Source organism: Williamsia sp. CHRR-6, from assembly GCF_018474015.1.
GTDB lineage: Bacteria > Actinomycetota > Actinomycetes > Mycobacteriales > Mycobacteriaceae > Williamsia_A.
In genome coordinates this window covers 203,737-220,180 of record NZ_JAHCSG010000002.1, presented here as the reverse complement: position 1 = coordinate 220,180, position 16,444 = coordinate 203,737, and the positions used below count along the sequence as shown (strand labels likewise).

The window sequence follows — 16,444 nt, the reverse complement described above, 5'->3', positions numbered from 1 at the left end:
TTCGGGGTGCTCGGTCCACGCCGCGACCGGTCCCCGCGCGCCGGGTCGGGCAGCGCTCCCGGATGCCCGACCCGGCGCGGCACCCTAGGCTTGGTACCCGCGCAGCCGCGCATTCGTGAGGTCGACCGTCATGCCGGCCCGTCATCAGGAGGTCGGTGTGTCCCCGAAGTCGTCTGACGCCACCGGAACGCCGAGCGAACGGCGAGCCGAGATCGAGCTCGAGCGCAACGTCCCCGAGACGCTGGGGTACGCGTTCAAACGACTCTTCCTGGGCAAACCGATGATCAGCGATCAGCTGAAGAACGAGCGGCTGTCCAATCCGGTGGCCATGGGAGTCCTGGCGCCCGACGCCATCTCCTCGACCGCCTACGGCACCGAGCTGATCCTGGTGGAGTTGCTCCCCTACGCCGGCCTGGCCGCGTTCTCGCTGCTGCTGCCCATCACCGGGGTCATCTTGGTGATCCTGGTCCTGGTGGCCGCGTCGTATCGACAGGTGGTGATGACCTACACCCGCGCAGGCGGGTCATATGTGGTGGCGCGCGACAACTTCGGGCCTCGGGTGGCTCAGATCGCCGCGGCCGCACTGCTCATCGACTATGTGGTCACCGTCGCGGTGCAGGCCTCGGCCGGCACGGTGGCGGTGGTGTCGGCCATCCGACCGCTGGGCCCCTACAGCCTCGAGATCACCATCGGCGTGGTCGTGATCATGGCGTGGGTCAACTTGCGCGGCTTGCGCGAAGCCGGGCGACCGTTCGCCATTCCCACCTACTTCTTCACCGCCATGGTGTTGGCGCTTATCGTCGTGGGCGTCATCCGCGACCTCCTCGGCAACCTCACGATGTTCGATCCCGGCTCGATGGCGGGGACGGTCGAGGTGCACCAGGGAGACGGATTGATCGCGGGGGCAAGCCTGCTGATCATCCTGCGCGCCTTCGCCAACGGCGGCTCGTCGCTGACCGGCGTGGAAGCGATCTCCAACACCGTCGGCACGTTCCGCAAACCCGAGGGCCCCAACGCGCGGCTGGTGTTGACCATCATGGCGTGTGTACTGGGAATCCTGCTGACCGGTGTGGCCTGGCTGGCCTATCGCACCCACGCCCTGCCCTACACCGACGGCTACCCGTCGCTGCTGAGTGAGATCGCCAAAAAAGTGTTCGGCGACAGCATCATCGGGCATCTGCTGTACTACGCCCTGCAGATCGCCACCGCTGCCATCCTCTTCACCGGCGCCAACACCAGCTTCAACGGGTTCCCTGCCCTGGCGAACTTCGTCGCCGCCGACCGCTTTCTGCCACGGCAACTCAGTAGACGCGGACACCGGTTGGTGTTCTCCAACGGCATCATGGTGCTCGCCGTCAGCTCCATCCTGCTGCTGTTGTTCACCGGGGGCTCGGTCAACGCGCTGGTGCCGTTCTACGCGATCGGGGTGTTCACCGGGTTCGCCATGGCCGGCTACGGTATGACCAAACACCATCTGACACATCGGGAAACGCGCTGGCGGGGCAAACTGGTCATCAACCTCAGCGCGGGCATCGTGTCGACCGTGGTCGTTGGCATCTTCGCCATCGCCAAGTTCACCGAGGGCGCGTGGTTGGTGGTGGTCGTGTTCCCACTCCTGGTCACCGTGCTGATCCGCCTCAACCGCGAGTACAGCGCCGAGGCCGCCATCCTGGACAACTTCCGCACCAACCGACCCGAGCGTGTCAACTACGCCCAGCACGACGCCATCATCCTGGTGAACTCGCTGGATCTGGCCGTATTGGAGGCGGTGCGATACGGCGTCGGGTTACGCGCCGACCGTCTCGTGGCCATCCACCTGATGACCGACGAAGCCCAGGCCCGAACGCTGCAACACCGCTGGGATCACTTCGGGCTGACGGTGCCGCTGAAGATCGTCGACTGCCCCGATCGCCGTATCACTCGAGGCGTGCAACGGCTGGTGGTCGAGGCACTCGAATCCACAGCCCGCTCACACGTGACCGTGCTGTTGCCACGACGCACCTACGCACCGTTTCTGGGTCGACTGCTCCACGACCGCACCGCCGACAAGATCGCACGCGCGGTCAGCGCCATCCCGCACGCGGCGGCCACCATCGTCCCCTTCGACGTGCAGGCGCAGATCCGAAAAGCATTCCCCGACATGGCCGAAGAACGCCTGGCGCGCAAGGTCGAACGGCTGCAGTCCCGGATCGTCAACCCCGAGGCACCAGACTCCCTCGACACCGACAGCACCCCGCCGGCCGTCCTGGCCATCGACGGCCTGATGTCGGGATACCTCAGCTCCGTCGAGGGGCGCGTCACCGAGATCTCCGAGGACACCTACCACGACGTTGCGATCCTGGTGGTCGAGGTGGCCGACGACAGTGGTGCGCTGGCCCTTCGGTTCACCCCACGTAAAGCGGCGAGCAACGCGCAACTGCGCGCCGGACAGCTGGTCCGCGCGGTGGGCAAGGCACGTCAGGCCAGAGGCGGTGAGATGATCATGGTCGATCCCGATGTCGAGGTGGTCACCGACGATTCCGCCGACACCGACTGAACCTCAGCGCGATTCACCCCGACTGTGTTCAGACCCCGACTGTGTTCAGACCCCGGTTGGGCAGGTGGAGGTGATGGCGGCGTTGATCGCCGCAGTGGCCTGCTGCTCCAACGGATCCCGGGTGGGGTCGGGACCCGATGCTGTCCACGCCAGCGTCAGCTGGCGGCTGCCGTCCGGTGAGGAGAACGACACCGAGCGGTAGCCGTAGCCGTTACCCCGTTGCCCGAACAGCAGTTTCGATCCGGTGCCGCAGGTGTCCCGGGCGGCCACCACCCCGAGGCCGTACCCGGACTCGGGTTTCTCCTGCATGAGCGCCACCAGGGCCGGCGGCACGATCTTGCCGGTGAACAGCGCCCGGTAGAAGCGGTTGACATCAGCCACCGTCGACACCAACGCACCGGCGCCACCGAAGAAGCTGGGCGTGAACGAGGTGGCGTCCTTGTAGTCGGTGCCGTTGACCAGATACCCGTGCAGCGCTCCTGGCGGCATCGCGGCGTCGGCCGGGTATCGGGTGGCGGTCATCCCGGCCGGCCCGAAGATGCGTCGCTGCAACGAATCAGCCAGCACACCGCCGTCGAGCGTGCGGATCACCTCGCCGAGCACCACATAGTTGGTGTCGGAGTAGACGTAACTGGAGCCCGGGTTCTGGGTCCACGGCTGGGTCAACGCCGCGGCGACCAGGTCGGCGTCGGTGCGTTCCACCCCGCTGTTGGCCAGGATGGAATCGACGTTGGGCGGTGCCATCGTGGCGGTGTAGTTGGGCAGCCCACTGGTCTGTTCCAGCAGCTGCTCGATGGTGACCGCCCGGGGAAGCAGTCCCGGGACCACCGTGTTGACGTCGGTGTCGAGTGTGAGCCGTTTCTCGGCGACCAGGTCCAGGATCACCGCGGCCACCATCGACTTGGTGATCCCGGAGATACGAAACGGTGCCTCGCCGGTCGCCACGGCGGGGTTGCCGCGGGTGAGCACCCCGGCCGAGCCCGTCCAGCGGCGATCGCCACTGACCACCTCGACCACCGCCGCCGGCGCGCCCGCCGCGACCAGCGCGTCGAGCGCTTGTTGCAGCGCTGCGGTGGTGAGCGTCGCCGTGGCCGACGGCTCAGGTGTCGAGCGCGGCGACGTGGACGAACATCCCGCCACCAACGCAGTTGTCACGATCATCACGGCAGGCAGCAGCCACCGGATCCCCCCAGAAATCCCCATGCCGGTCATCCTAACCGTGAATTCGCGATTGCCCATCTGCAACTAACTGGGCGATATGGGATTATTAAGCGTTTTGTCGGATTCTCATGCGATAGTTGCACTCGGATTCATCCGATCTCGATCGGGCAGACGCGGGGAGGGTCGAGTCGATGAGAATCGTGTCCACAGCGCGCGCAGCCGGGACGAGCACTGCCCTTCGCGTGCTCAGCATCGCGGTCGCCGTGTCGGTGGCGACGGTCGTGACCGAAGGCCCGGTGTCTGGCCCGGAGGTCAGACTGACCGCAGCCGACTCCGCGACCGGCCCCGCAGCCACGGTCTACGTGATGGGCGGCAACACCAATCCGACCGGGACCGCGATGGACCGATTACTCGGCGGATACTTCTCGACCGCACCGGGTACCCCCTACGCCGGCTATCGCTACACCCCGCTGACCTGGCCCGCCGACATCCCGTTCACCAGCGGCAACATCGGTGGGTGGACCCCGTTCGACGCCGCCACGCGCATCGGGTCACTCACCCTGATCGATGCACTGTCCACAACCGCAGCAGGCACGACCATCCTGGTGGTCGGGTATTCCTCGAGCGCCGCCGTGGTGACCAAGACGGTGCGCGCGTTGGCCGCAGGCGCCGCAGCCGGGCAGCCGGTGCGCTCGCCTGAGGATCTCTCGTTCCTGGTGTTGGGAAATCCCAACCGCCCCAACGGCGGCGTGATGGCTCGCCTGCCCGGCATCTACCTGCCACTGGTCGGCATCACCTTCGACGGCGCCACCCCACCCAGCCCGTACCCGACCACCGACGTGGCGTTGCAGTACGACGGGATCGCCGACTTCCCCGTCGACGTGACCAATCTGCTCGCCGTGACCAACGCGATACTGGGGATGGGGTTCTTGCACCCGGACTACCGCCGCTACGACATCACCGACCCGCGCACCCTCATCACCGACGTCAGGATCGGCACCACCCGTTTCCTCACCGTGCGCGCCGACCGACTACCGCTGCTGATGCCGTTCTACCTCTTCGGTTTTCCCACCGCGGTGCTCGATGCCCTCGACCCGATCCTGCGTGCTGCGATCGAGGTGGGCTATGACCGCACCGCCGGCCCGGGCACCGCGACCACCGCGCGCATCGGGTCCCCGCTCTCGTCCGCCAAGATCGCCGCGATGTTCGCCGAGGCGTCCGCACGCAGCGCGGCGGTCTGGGCGGCGGCGACCGCGCCGAGGTCGGTGACAGGTCCGGCGTCGACCGCGACGCCGACCACAGCACCTGCGGCCGCAACACAGGTGGCACCTCCAGCTGCCCCTGCGCCGCCGACCGCCCAATCTGGTTCTGGATCAACCGATCCCACTGGCCCCGAACCCACTGGTCCCGCACTCGACCCGTCGACGACCCCGGCGCCCGCCGGTACCGTGCCGACGGCCCCGACGTCAGAACCGACGACGTCGGTCCCGGCCGCTGCGGCCATCGAGCCGGGATCCAGCGCACCCACCGCGACCGAGGTGTCGAGCCCACCTGGGTCCGACTGAGGCCACCGAGCCGAGGATCAGCCGTGGGCGAGTAGCGCCGTGGGGGTCAGGCGAGCCAGGATCCAGGCGTAGACGCGGTCGTCGTTGAGCAGTGTGAAATGGTTCGCCGCCGACACCGCGAGACCGTCCTCATCACGAAAACCTATGTGGCGCCGCTTGTTACGCCCCGAGGCGCTCGGGGTCAGCACCAGACCATCGCCGATGAACCGCCCGATCGGATGGCGCGGATCGACGGTGACGGTGGCCGAGACGAAGCAGTGATCCACACCGGCCAGCAGCGGGATCTCGCGTACCGCAGCCACCTCCAGTGAGTCCAGGTCACGGCCGCTCCAGTCCTCGTCCACCAGCGAACCGTGGAAGAGATCGCGCACCCCAGCGCTGCGCCGACGCAGCAACCGGGCGAACGGTCGCAACTCGGGCAGCAGATCCAGTGCGGCACTGAGGTAGTGGACCGACCGCGCCAACGGCGCACCCAGGTGCGGGGTGCCCAGGCTGACCACCTGGCGCACCCGCTGCACCCACGCGGCCCCGTCCAGCGAGCCACGATGACACGCACTGCGCGCCACCAATCCGCCCATCGAGTGGCCGATCACGGCGATCTCGGTGACCGGCACCGGCCACTCGGCCACCAGGCGGTCCATCAGCACCGCCAGATCATGTCCGTTGCGGGAGATGTGCCGTCCGGTGTTGTAGCGGATCTCCACGCCGGTGGCGCCGAGATCGTCGGCGAACCGCTGGGCGTAGGTGGGTCGGCCGCCGAGGGTCCACGCGGCCTCGGTCTCCATCAGGCCATGCAAGAACACCACCAGTCGACCCGAAGCCTGCGGGAAGGCTGCGGCCAGCGCCGCGCGATCGGGGTCGACGGCCACCCCGGCCACCCGCACCGACATCGGCGCGGCCAGCGGGCTGTCCTTCTCGTCGAGGTGATCGCCGATGAGCCCGTTGACCGCAGCGATGGTCATCGCACCCTTGGTGGTCTGCGACGGCGGCCGGCCCCATCCGTCGGCGGTCTCGCCCGCGATGTCGGCGGCGGTCTCGCAGACCGTGGTGATGATGGCGTAGGTGCCGCCGGCGATCGCGTCGTGCATCACCTGAGCCGGGGCAACGAGATCGCCCAGCCCCATCCGCAGCCCGGCGAACACGCGCGAGGAGATGGCGGAGTGCACATCGGCCACCCCCGCGGTGGCACCGGCGATCTCGGAGAAGGCCAGTCGACTCAGTGCGCGCACCTCGGCGCGCCGCTGATCATCGGTGGCGGCAGAGGTGCGGTTCTCGTCGCTGTCATTCACACGTTGAGTGTACGACTGTTCACTCAAGTGTTCCGAGCGAATGTGATGTAGTCGAACTCAGCCGAGGTATTCGCCGAACCAGTCCAAGACCTGCTGGTAGATCTGGGCGGCCGCCTGAGCGTTGTAGCGCTGGCCGGTGTCGTTGAAGAATGCGTGGTCGACTCCGGGCACGGTGACGACGGTGTTGGTCATCCCGGCCGCCTTCAGTGCAGCCTCGGCGGCGGGCATGGACGCGTTGACCCGCTTGTCCAGCGCAGCGTAGACGGCGAGCACCGCAGCCTGTTTCGAGCCGGCGAAGTCGGCCTTGTCGGGCAGCGGACCGTAGAACGGGACCGCCGCCGACAGCTGCGGCTCGCCCGAGGCGAGCAACGTCCACACCAGTCCGCCGCCGAAGCAGAAGCCGATCGCACCGATCTTCTTGTCGGGTACGCGCTTGCGTAGTTCGGCCACACCCGCCTTCATGTCGGCGGTGAACCGATCCGGCGAGGCCTTGGCCAGGGCGGCGGTCGCCTGTGCGGGGTCGGAGAAGGTGGCAGTGCCCCCCTCCTCACTGAGCAGGTCGATGGCCAGGGCCGAATACCCGGCCCCAGCCAGCCGCCCGGCCACGCTACGGATGTGGTCGGTGAGGCCCTTGTTCTCGTGCAACACGATCACCGCACCCTTGGCCGAGGCGGCCGGTGCCCACGCACCCTGCAGCGGACCGCGTGGACCGGTGAAGGTGATGGCTTCGGTGGCCACCGCCGTCGACATCCCCGGTGCCGAGGCCGTCCCCGATCCCGCGGCCGCCGACGCCGGGGTCGAACTCGACGAACTCGACGACGATCCCGAATCGCTTCCGCAGGCCGCGATCAACGCCGACGCCGATGCAGCCGAGAGCCCGATCAGCCCCAGCCGGCGCATAGCCTCCCGACGCGAGAGCAGACCCTCCACATGGTCGGTGGCGATTTCCTCGGCGATGTACTGCTTGAGTTCGGTCATCACCCCACTATGCCCAATTCAGCGGGCCACAGGTGGCAAAACCTACGATCGACCACCAATCAGGTTGTTGTGCCGCCCATTTGGATCTCCCGCAATCGGTTGACGGCCGCCACCGCGGCCCCCAGCGTCGCCCGGTCCTCGCTCGACAAGCCCTGCAGGGACTGCTCGATCAGCTCGGCGCCGCGTCGCCGCCGGGCCAGGACGTAGTCGATTCCCTTGTCGGTCAGCGACACCTGTTGTGCACGCCGATCGGCCGGATCGGGGCGCCGCTGCACGTAGCCCGACCGTTCGAGCCCAGCGATCATCGCGGTCATGGACGGCTGGGCCACCCCCTGGACACTCGCGAGCGCCGTGATGCGCTGTGAGCCGAGCCGTTCGATCATCGACAACGTCGAGATCGCGGTGAGACTGAGATCGCGCGGCATCTGCCGCACCACCTCGACGGTCAACCCGTAGAGCGCCTGCGCGATCGCGGCATCGCGGGGAACGGTCACCGGCTCAGCATAGGGCGACGATGCGACGCACAAGCCCGAAACGGGCGGGCCCGCGCCCGCCCGACACCTGGCCTCACCGCTGCATCCGTCTGGCGGCGATGGCACCGATGGCATCCAGCGCCGGGTTGCCCTCGTCGAAGTAGGCAGAATGCACGGCCACCCCGAACTGCGACGACTGATCCCACGGTGGATCGCCTGGGAGCGCGGGGAATTCGACACCCCCCACCCTCGCCCCCGGCTGGGGACCCAAGACATAAGGGGCGGCCAATCGGATCGGGTCCAATGCTGCGGTGGACCACCAGACATGCTGCGCCACCGTGTTCCCTGAGGCCCCGAGCAGCCGCAGATCGGCCACCGAGTGCGCGCCACCCAGACCCGGACTGGCCAACAGCACCACGTCGTCGGCCTCCACACCCGAGTCGATCGAGGCCGCCATCCCGATCACCGTGGTCCCGTAGCTGTGTCCGATCACCGTCAGGTGTGGCGGATGCCCGCCCACCGCGGCCGAACGCAGACCGGACTGAAAGTCCTGCAGCCCCAACGCACCCGACCGAGCCGGCCCCGGGTCGACCGCGGCGAGCACCGATGGTGGTGCGGCGTAGTCCTGCCAGATCACCACTGCCACCTCGCCGTCGGCAGCACCGGCGGTGCGAGCGGCGGCGGCTATGCGGTCGGCGCGGCCGAGGTTGGCGTCGATGTCGCCGAGGGTGGTGGCGGTGCCCGGCACCACGGTGGCCACGTGGGCGGCGCCGTCGGTGTCCCCGGTGCCGACGGCCACCCGGCCGTCGGCCCGCAGCACCAGCAGAGCTCGTCCCGGGCGAGCGGCAAGAGCGTTCGCGAGCGTGCCGAGCTGATCGCGCCACCGCCGGGCCGCCGGGGAGGGACCCGCGCGCACCGCAGCGTCGGCATCGATCATCATCTCCCCCAACCTGATCCGATTGATGTGGTCACGATCGGCGGCGGGCAGTCCAGCCCGGTTGCCCAACTCGGGGAACTTCGCGACCAACAGCGCCTTCTCTGGTGCGGTGAGTCGCGACCAGAAATCGGCGAGCATGGCCGGCCAGGGCGGCAGCTGGGCCTCGCCGACGAGGATGCGGTTCACCCACTGCGACGCGACGACGCCCACCCCCGCCGCGTGTGCGGTCTCGCGCACCCGACCCAGCGACTCACCCACCTCACGCGCCAACTCGTGATCGGCCGCACCGACCGCTGCCATCGCCAGGTGCACGCGCTGCTCATGCAGGCGAGCCGATCCGGCGGCGATGGATGCAGCCGAGCGCGGTCCGGCGTCGGCGGGTATGTCGGTGGGGAACCCGCCGCGCGGCAGCTGCGGAGGTGACACCCCGCCCGAGTCGTCGACGAGATACCCTGCAGCTGAGATGGATTCAACCGCGTTGACGGTCAATCGGGTGGCGTGCTCGAGGGTGGGCAGCTGACGACGGATCGCTTCGGCGACGTCGAGCAGGCCGAAGCCGAGCCGCTGCCCCAACACGCGTTCGGTGTCGGCACGTGCCTGCATCGTGCGTGCGGTGATCCCCTGCCACTGCCCCATCGCGGTGTCGACGTCGCGATGCACGCGGTTGATCACCCCGTCCAGATCATCGACGAGCTGATCGATCGCTGCCGCGAGATCGGCCAGATGGTGCAGGTTGCGACTCCACGCGAGCACCTGCCCGATTGTGGGTTCAGCCATGCTCGTTGCGCTCGAGCACCTGGTGGATGCGCCGGGCGTAGTCCTCGTCGGCCAAGGTGATCGTCTGTGCCGCAGCAGTATTGGCCTGCGCCAATGCATCGATACGGTGGGCGATGTCCGACAGCGCGGCGGCGGCCACCTCGGCCAGCGGCCCGGCGGCCTGGGCCGCTTGCGATCCGGGTAGCCCTGCGGCCACGGTGCCGACGTCGATCGCCTCGCGCAAGGCTCGCAGCTGATGTGCCGCGCCACGCTGGCGCGCGGCCAACTCGGCCACCACAACCGGGTCGATGATGAGGATCTCAGTCACGAGCGCCAGGCTATGGCCGCCACCGCGATCCACCACACACACACCGAAAGGCCCTGTGGATCAACGGTAGCTGTGGAACCTGCCGGTGCCTGCGAGTGCGATACACCTTGAGACCGGCGCGAGCGCACCGCATGAACTCCTCACAGCGAGGCGTGCGCCACGCTGATCGTGGTCAAGACCTCACGCAAGGCTTCCACCAGATGCGTCAACTCCGCAGTGCCGGCCACCAGCGGCGGCGCCAGGCTGATCACGGGGTCACCGGCATCGATCGACACGCGCAACATCACACCGAGTCGCTCGAGCGGCCACGCGAGCATCGCGTCGCCGTACAGCTCGTTGCGCTCCGGCGGCGTGAGCAGCCGCCCGTCGACGGTGTGTGCGCTCGGTTCGATCGCGTAGAAGTAGCCGCAGCCCCGAACTTCCCGGACGGTCGGGAGGTCGGCGAGGGTGTCGAGCTGAGCTCGAAACGCTCCCTCCGTCGCCCGCACCCGCGCCCGGGATGCAGAACATGGATCACGTCGACGGTTTCGCCGCCATCAGAAACGCCTATCGCGCCTGAGCGCGGAGATGATCAGGCTGCGGTCAGCTTCTTCGCCGCGGTGCGCACCAGCGCGGTGAACGACGCGACGTCGGGGGCCGAGCCGTCGGTGGCAAACTTACGCGCGGTCACCTGCACCGTGGTCGATCCCTTGCGCAGCAACGCCACCAGCGTCGCATTGCTGCTGGTCTGCCCGGCGACGGCACTGCGCAGGGACTGCTTGGCCACGAAGGATTCATCGACTCCGGCCGGGGTGATCGGCAGCGGGGTGTAAGTGACCGTCACATCGACGGCCTGCCCGTCGGTGGTCACCCGCGCGCGGTGGGTGGCGCATGCGCCGGAGTTGTAGGTCTTGTACTGGCGCACCAGCGAGGTGCCGGTGGTGGCCACGGTGGTGACCAGCTCGCCGGTGTCGGTGTTGGAGAAGAAGCTGGTCGCGTAGCTGCCCTCGGCCGGCGGCGTCGCCCCACGCAGATCGGGTTGGCATCGCGCCGGGGTGATGACGGTGTTCTTGGCGTCGCCGAATGCCGAGCGAACCGCCTGCGCCCGCTGATCGGCGGGCACGCTCATCGAGGTGAACCCGCCGGGCAGGTCCGAAGCCGTCAGTAGGTACTTGTCCAGCGCCGACGAACCACCGGAATCAGCTGTGCCGCTGGACGTCTGGGCTGCTGACGTAGAGGCCGCCGACGTTGGATCAGCTGCCGATCCAGACGAATCCGACGAGCACCCGGCGAGCAGACCCGCCGCCGACAGCATCACCGATGTCGTCACGACGACCGACACGCAACTGCGCTTCATTCTTCTCCTGAGATCCCGTTACCTGCGCGCAACGCCCGACGGCCCGCACGCGCCCCAGCCCGGCCAACACCGGAAACAGACGAGCGACACACTAACCGGCACACCCGACGATCCGTGGTCACTTCGGTGAACACCTCCGACTCACTCTTGACTGGATCCAGAAAAGTGGTCATAGTCGGGTGGTGACCTCAACCGCCGACTTTCCTCAGATGCTGCGTGCCGCGGCCCTGCGGGTGACGCGGCCACGGGTGGCGGTTCTCGGAGCGGTGTACGCCCATGCGCACGCCGACACCGAGACGATCTTCACCCGGGTGCGCGATGAGCTACCCGAGGTGTCCCGGCAAGCCGTCTACGACGTGCTCGGCGCTCTCACCACTGCCGGGCTGGTGCGACGGATCCAACCCTCGGGTTCGGTCGCACGCTACGAATCCCGCGTCGGGGACAACCACCACCACATCGTCTGCCGCACCTGCGGGACCATCGCCGACGTCGACTGTGCGCTCGGCGAGGCCCCCTGTCTGCACGCGGCCGACACCCAAGGCTTCGAGATCGACGAGGCCGAGGTCATCTACTGGGGAGTCTGTTCCTCATGTTCGACAGCCCAAGCGGTGCAGTCACATCCGTGACCGCACCGGTGAAGAAGCAACTCTCGAAAGGATTGTCGTGACTGAAACCCACGAGACCGAGACCGCCGCACGGTGTCCCGTCGTCCACGGTGAGCGCAAGTACCCGGTGGAGGGTGCCGGCAACCAGGACTGGTGGCCCAAGGCCCTCAACCTCGGGATCCTGAAGAAGAACCCGTCCGTCGGCAACCCGATGGACGACGATTTCGACTACGCTGCAGCGTTCTCCTCGCTGGATCTCGCCGAGGTCAAGTCCGACATCGCTGCGGTGATGACCGACTCCAAGGACTGGTGGCCGGCGGACTGGGGCAACTATGGACCGTTCTTCATCCGGATGGCCTGGCATGCCGCCGGTACCTACCGGGTGACCGACGGTCGCGGTGGCGCCGGCGCGGGCATGCAGCGCTTCGCGCCGCTCAACAGCTGGCCCGACAACGCCAACCTCGACAAGGCGCGGCGCCTGCTGTGGCCGGTGAAGAAGAAGTACGGCAAGAACCTTTCGTGGGCCGACCTGATCGTGCTGACCGGCAACGTGGCCCTGGAGACCATGGGCTTTGAGACCTTCGGTTTCGCCGGCGGTCGTGAGGACGTGTGGGAGCCCGACGAGGACGTCTACTGGGGTCCCGAGCGCACCTGGCTGGGCGACGAGCGCTACAGCGGCAACCGCGAGCTCGAGTACGAGCTGGCTGCGGTCCAGATGGGTCTGATCTACGTCAACCCGCAGGGCCCCAACGGCAACCCCGATCCGCAGCTCTCGGCCAACGACATCCGCGAGACGTTCAAGCGGATGGCCATGAACGACGTGGAGACCGCTGCCCTGGTGGTCGGTGGTCACACCTTCGGCAAGGTGCACGGCGCCGGTCCGGACAGCACCGTGGGCGCCGAGCCCGAGGGCGCCCCGATCGAGCAGATGGGTCTGGGCTGGAAGAACAGCCTGGGCACCGGCAAGGGTGAATACACCATCACCTCCGGCATCGAGGGCACCTGGACCCCCAACCCCACCCAGTGGGACAACGGTTACCTGGAAACCCTCTACGGCTTCGAATGGGAGGTGCACCAGGGACCCGGCGGCGCGTGGCAGTGGCGGCCCAAGGACGGCGCCGGCGCCGACCTCATCCCCGATGCGCACGTCGAGGGCAAGAAGAACCCGCCGATGATGCTCACCTCCGACATCGCGATGCGCGTCGACCCCATCTACAAGGAGATCACCAGCCGTTGGCTGGAGAACCCCGCCGAGCTGGCCGACGAGTTCGCCAAGGCCTGGTTCAAGCTGACCCACCGCGACATGGGCCCCAAGGCGCGTTACCTGGGATCCGAGGTGCCCGCCGAAACCCTGCTGTGGCAGGACCCGGTTCCCGAGGTGACCGGTGCGCTGATCAACGAGGCCGACGTGGCCGAGCAGAAGAAGCAGATCCTCGCCTCCGGGCTGACCGTCTCACAGTTGGTGTCGACCGCGTGGAAGGCGGCGTCGTCGTTCCGCGGTTCGGACAAGCGTGGCGGCGCCAACGGCGGCCGCATCCGCTTGCAGCCGCAGGCTGGTTGGGAGATCAACGAGCCTGACGAGCTGGCTCAGGTCATCCGCGTCCTCGAGGGCATCGCCGAGAACTTCACCGGATCGGATGGGGCCAAGGTCTCGTTCGCCGATCTCGTGGTGCTCGGTGGCGCGGCCGGCATCGAGAAGGCCGCTGCGGACGCCGGTCACAGCGTGACCGTGCCGTTCACGCCGGGTCGCACCGACGCCACCCAGGATCAGACCGACATCGAGTCGTTCTCCTACCTCGAGCCGCGCGCCGACGGGTTCCGCAACTACGTGGGCAAGGGCGAGGAGTTGCCGGCCGAGTTCCTGTTGGTGGACAAGGCGAACCTGCTCACCGTCAGTGCACCGGAGATGACCGTGCTGGTCGGCGGCCTGCGGGTGCTGGGCGCCAACCACGGTGGGTCCACCCACGGCGTGCTCACCGACAAGCCGGGCACGCTGACCAACGACTTCTTCGTCAACATCTTGGACATGGAGACCGAGTGGTCGTCGGTGGAAGGTGAGAACACCACCTACGTCGGCAAGGATCGCGCGACCGGCGCCGAGAAGTGGACCGGCACTCGCGCCGATCTGGTGTTCGGCTCCAACTCCGAGCTGCGCGCATTGGCCGAGGTGTACGCGGCCGACGACGCGAAGGAGAAGTTCGTCGCCGACTTCGTCGCGGCATGGACCAAGGTGATGGACGCCGATCGGTTCGACTTGAGCTGATCTGCGCCTGACAGACGACGAACACCCCCCGACGGCCAGTCGGGGGGTGTCGCATATGTGCCTCAGGGTTGTTGTCGCGCAGGCTATCTCCCCGCGTGACGGCTCACGTCAGCTGCTGCCGAAGATTCCAGAGCCACCCGGACGGCGCGAGAGCCCACCGTCGAACACCAGCAGGAAGCCACCGAACGGGGCAGTGTCGATGGTGAAGCGATTGCCCCGCACCTCCTCGTGGACCAGGGAGCTGTCGGTGCTCGAGACATCACGGAACAGCGTGGCCCGCGCGCCGCGGCCGATCTTGAGGGCTCGCAGGTCGGCAGCCAACGGCAGCGACGCACCGGAGGCACGCCGATACCCGGGCGCCGACGTCGACAAGCCCGGCGAGATGGATGTGGTGACACCGTTGATGCCCGCCACCCACCAGACGCGACCCTTTCGGCGGGCCACGATCACCTGGCGCGCGGGATCGACAGTGAGGAAACGGGTTTCGTCCCAGTCGCACGGCACCGACGACAGTGCAGTACGTACCTGCTCATCCTGCCCGAGGTACTTGTCGGGAGCATCGGCGAACCCGTTGAATCCCGATTGGAAGATGACCGCCAGCGCCAATTCGTGGGCGGCAGAGGTATAGCGATCAGCGCCTGGTTTCAGTGCCGAGGTGAACAGTGTGGTCCCGTAGTCAAAGGGGCCCACCGCATTACGGACCACTGCGCTGATGGTGTTCTGCTCGGCCATCTGATCGGTGTAGGGCTTGGTGTTGTTGTAGTACTCGCTGGCGATGCCCGCTTCCACTCCAAGCAGATGCGGGTAGGTGCGGTCCCACCCGCGCGGGATGGTGGTGTTGTGCAGCACCACGTGCAGCTTGAACTTCGCAGCATCGATCAGCAGATCACGTTGCAGGGCCAGCAATTGTTGCTTGTCGCTCTGCCAGCCGTCGACCTTGACGCCGGCGATCCCCAGCGCCGCCAGACGGGCGAAGGTGGCCAGCCGAGTGGCCGGGTCGGCCAGCTTGTCGCGCGGAGTGTTGCCGGACGCGTCGTTGTTGGTACCTGCGGAGTTGTACCACAGGAACAGCCGCACGCCCCGCAGCTTCGCCTCCAACGCAAGGCGTTCCAACGGCACCGACGCACCTGTGGCGTCGGTCATCTGGTCCCACTTGACGTCGATCAGCGAGTACGGCCAGCCGAGCTTTTTCGACAGATCCAGCCAGGTGATCAGTTTCTCCAGGCTGGTCGGACTGCTGTTGTCGGTCAACCATGAGAACGAGGCCGACCCAGGCGTGACCCACGAGAAGTCGCCGATGGCGTTGGGTTCAGCGAGGTCAGTGGCCAGGGTGGTCTCGGCGACGGTGGCCGCATCGCGCGCGATGGCGATGAAGCGCCATGGACTGTCCCAGGCACCCGACACCCGCGGCGCCCCGGGGCCGAACGTGCCCAACGCCTCATCGTCGGTCGGAAACGCCACCGCGAACGTGGCGGTGCGCGCGGAGGGATCTCTCACAGGCTGCTTCAGATGACACGCCGGGTAGCTACCCAGAGCGCCGGATTCGCTTGCCAGCAACCAATACTGAGTGCCATCGGCGGCTGCACTGCGCAGCAGGATGGGGAAGGTTGCCCCACCGGAAGCGGTGAGCGCACTGGTGACGGTGCTGCCGAGAGTGGGGATCCCGTGGTGGTTGCGGTCGAGGTAGAAGTCCTGATACTTCGGCGACGCGGGAGTGTACGGCTCGGTGAACTGTGCGCCACCGTCGGCCGGGATGCGGGCGGTGATCCCGGTCAGGTCTCTGGTGACGGTGTGCGTTGCGCCGTCACGCGGATCAGCGAAGCGGTAACGCACCGCCACGCCCTGGGCAGAGGCCCACAACGCGACGGTCATCGTGCGCCCGGATGCGGAGGCGAGCGCCACCTCGCGTTGGGTGGCCACCCCACGCACCCGCGCGACCTTGCCCTGCGCCAGCGGGTAGTCATACGAAATCCGTTGCCGACGGCCACGATCGGTGATGGTCAGGCCGGTGGAGAAGTCGGCGTCGTCGAGCACGATGCCCAGTGGGCAGACGCCGGTGATGTCCACACCGTCAACCGAGGCAACGTAGCCGGGCGTGCCAGCAGGATCGATGATAAGCGTGATCCGCATCCGCCCACCCGGCGCGGTGGCGCCCACCGAGGTCGGCGACCGACGTTGAGGGGCGCCAACCGCCGAACCGGTGCCGGCCTGCCACAC

Annotated in this window: 13 protein-coding genes; 4 read left to right on the top strand and 9 right to left on the bottom strand. The window is 67.7% G+C overall.

From position 1 onward, the window contains the following. Window positions 1-130 precede the first annotated feature (130 nt). A complete protein-coding gene (locus KIK15_RS06955) occupies window positions 131-2,536 on the top strand; it encodes an amino acid permease (protein ID WP_214243467.1) in 2,406 nt (801 codons plus the stop codon). A gap of 45 nt (window positions 2,537-2,581) precedes the next feature. Here KIK15_RS06955 and KIK15_RS06950 read toward each other — a convergent pair whose 3' ends face one another. Further along, entirely contained in the window at window positions 2,582-3,739 is a 1,158-nt protein-coding gene (locus KIK15_RS06950) for a serine hydrolase (RefSeq protein ID WP_250324282.1), read from the bottom strand. A gap of 158 nt (window positions 3,740-3,897) precedes the next feature. Between KIK15_RS06950 and KIK15_RS06945 the strand changes: the two genes are divergently transcribed. Next, window positions 3,898-5,262: a PE-PPE domain-containing protein gene (locus tag KIK15_RS06945; RefSeq protein WP_214243466.1), complete on the top strand. Its 1,365-nt coding sequence runs from the start codon at window positions 3,898-3,900 to the stop codon at window positions 5,260-5,262. A 17-nt stretch (window positions 5,263-5,279) separates the two neighbouring features. Here the strand turns inward: KIK15_RS06945 and KIK15_RS06940 are convergent, their stop codons facing one another. From KIK15_RS06940 to KIK15_RS06910, 7 genes are all read right to left on the bottom strand, one after another. Then, complete coding sequence (locus tag KIK15_RS06940) at window positions 5,280-6,551, bottom strand: triacylglycerol lipase (RefSeq protein ID WP_214243465.1); 1,272 nt, start codon at window positions 6,549-6,551, stop codon at window positions 5,280-5,282. A gap of 57 nt (window positions 6,552-6,608) precedes the next feature. Next, window positions 6,609-7,529 (bottom strand): dienelactone hydrolase family protein, encoded by a 921-nt coding sequence (locus KIK15_RS06935; RefSeq protein WP_214243464.1) that lies wholly within the window; start codon window positions 7,527-7,529, stop codon window positions 6,609-6,611. Between the two features lie 59 nt (window positions 7,530-7,588). Further along, window positions 7,589-8,023 carry a MarR family winged helix-turn-helix transcriptional regulator gene (locus KIK15_RS06930; protein WP_214243463.1) on the bottom strand — a complete coding sequence of 145 codons (435 nt, stop codon included), beginning with the start codon at window positions 8,021-8,023 and terminating at the stop codon, window positions 7,589-7,591. Between the two features lie 73 nt (window positions 8,024-8,096). After that, window positions 8,097-9,716, bottom strand: a complete 1,620-nt coding sequence (locus tag KIK15_RS06925; RefSeq protein WP_214243462.1) for an alpha/beta hydrolase — start codon at window positions 9,714-9,716, stop codon at window positions 8,097-8,099. Further along, window positions 9,709-10,023, bottom strand: coding sequence for a hypothetical protein (locus tag KIK15_RS06920; protein ID WP_214243461.1), 315 nt, complete (start codon window positions 10,021-10,023; stop codon window positions 9,709-9,711). The genes KIK15_RS06925 and KIK15_RS06920 overlap by 8 nt, the downstream gene beginning before the upstream one ends. A gap of 140 nt (window positions 10,024-10,163) precedes the next feature. Next, window positions 10,164-10,511, bottom strand: coding sequence for a hypothetical protein (locus KIK15_RS06915; protein ID WP_214243460.1), 348 nt, complete (start codon window positions 10,509-10,511; stop codon window positions 10,164-10,166). An 83-nt stretch (window positions 10,512-10,594) separates the two neighbouring features. Continuing rightward, window positions 10,595-11,359 carry a hypothetical protein gene (locus KIK15_RS06910; protein WP_214243459.1) on the bottom strand — a complete coding sequence of 255 codons (765 nt, stop codon included), beginning with the start codon at window positions 11,357-11,359 and terminating at the stop codon, window positions 10,595-10,597. A 182-nt stretch (window positions 11,360-11,541) separates the two neighbouring features. On the opposite strand from KIK15_RS06910, the gene KIK15_RS06905 reads away from it, so the two are divergent. After that, window positions 11,542-11,985 (top strand): Fur family transcriptional regulator, encoded by a 444-nt coding sequence (locus KIK15_RS06905; RefSeq protein ID WP_307851773.1) that lies wholly within the window; start codon window positions 11,542-11,544, stop codon window positions 11,983-11,985. Window positions 11,986-12,016: 31 nt separating this feature from the next. Continuing rightward, window positions 12,017-14,227: a catalase/peroxidase HPI gene (gene katG / locus KIK15_RS06900; protein ID WP_214243824.1), complete on the top strand. Its 2,211-nt coding sequence runs from the start codon at window positions 12,017-12,019 to the stop codon at window positions 14,225-14,227. A gap of 108 nt (window positions 14,228-14,335) precedes the next feature. On the opposite strand, the gene KIK15_RS06895 is transcribed toward katG, so the two are convergent. Next, window positions 14,336-16,384 (bottom strand): glycoside hydrolase family 97 catalytic domain-containing protein, encoded by a 2,049-nt coding sequence (locus tag KIK15_RS06895; protein ID WP_307851771.1) that lies wholly within the window; start codon window positions 16,382-16,384, stop codon window positions 14,336-14,338. Window positions 16,385-16,444: the final 60 nt, after the last annotated feature.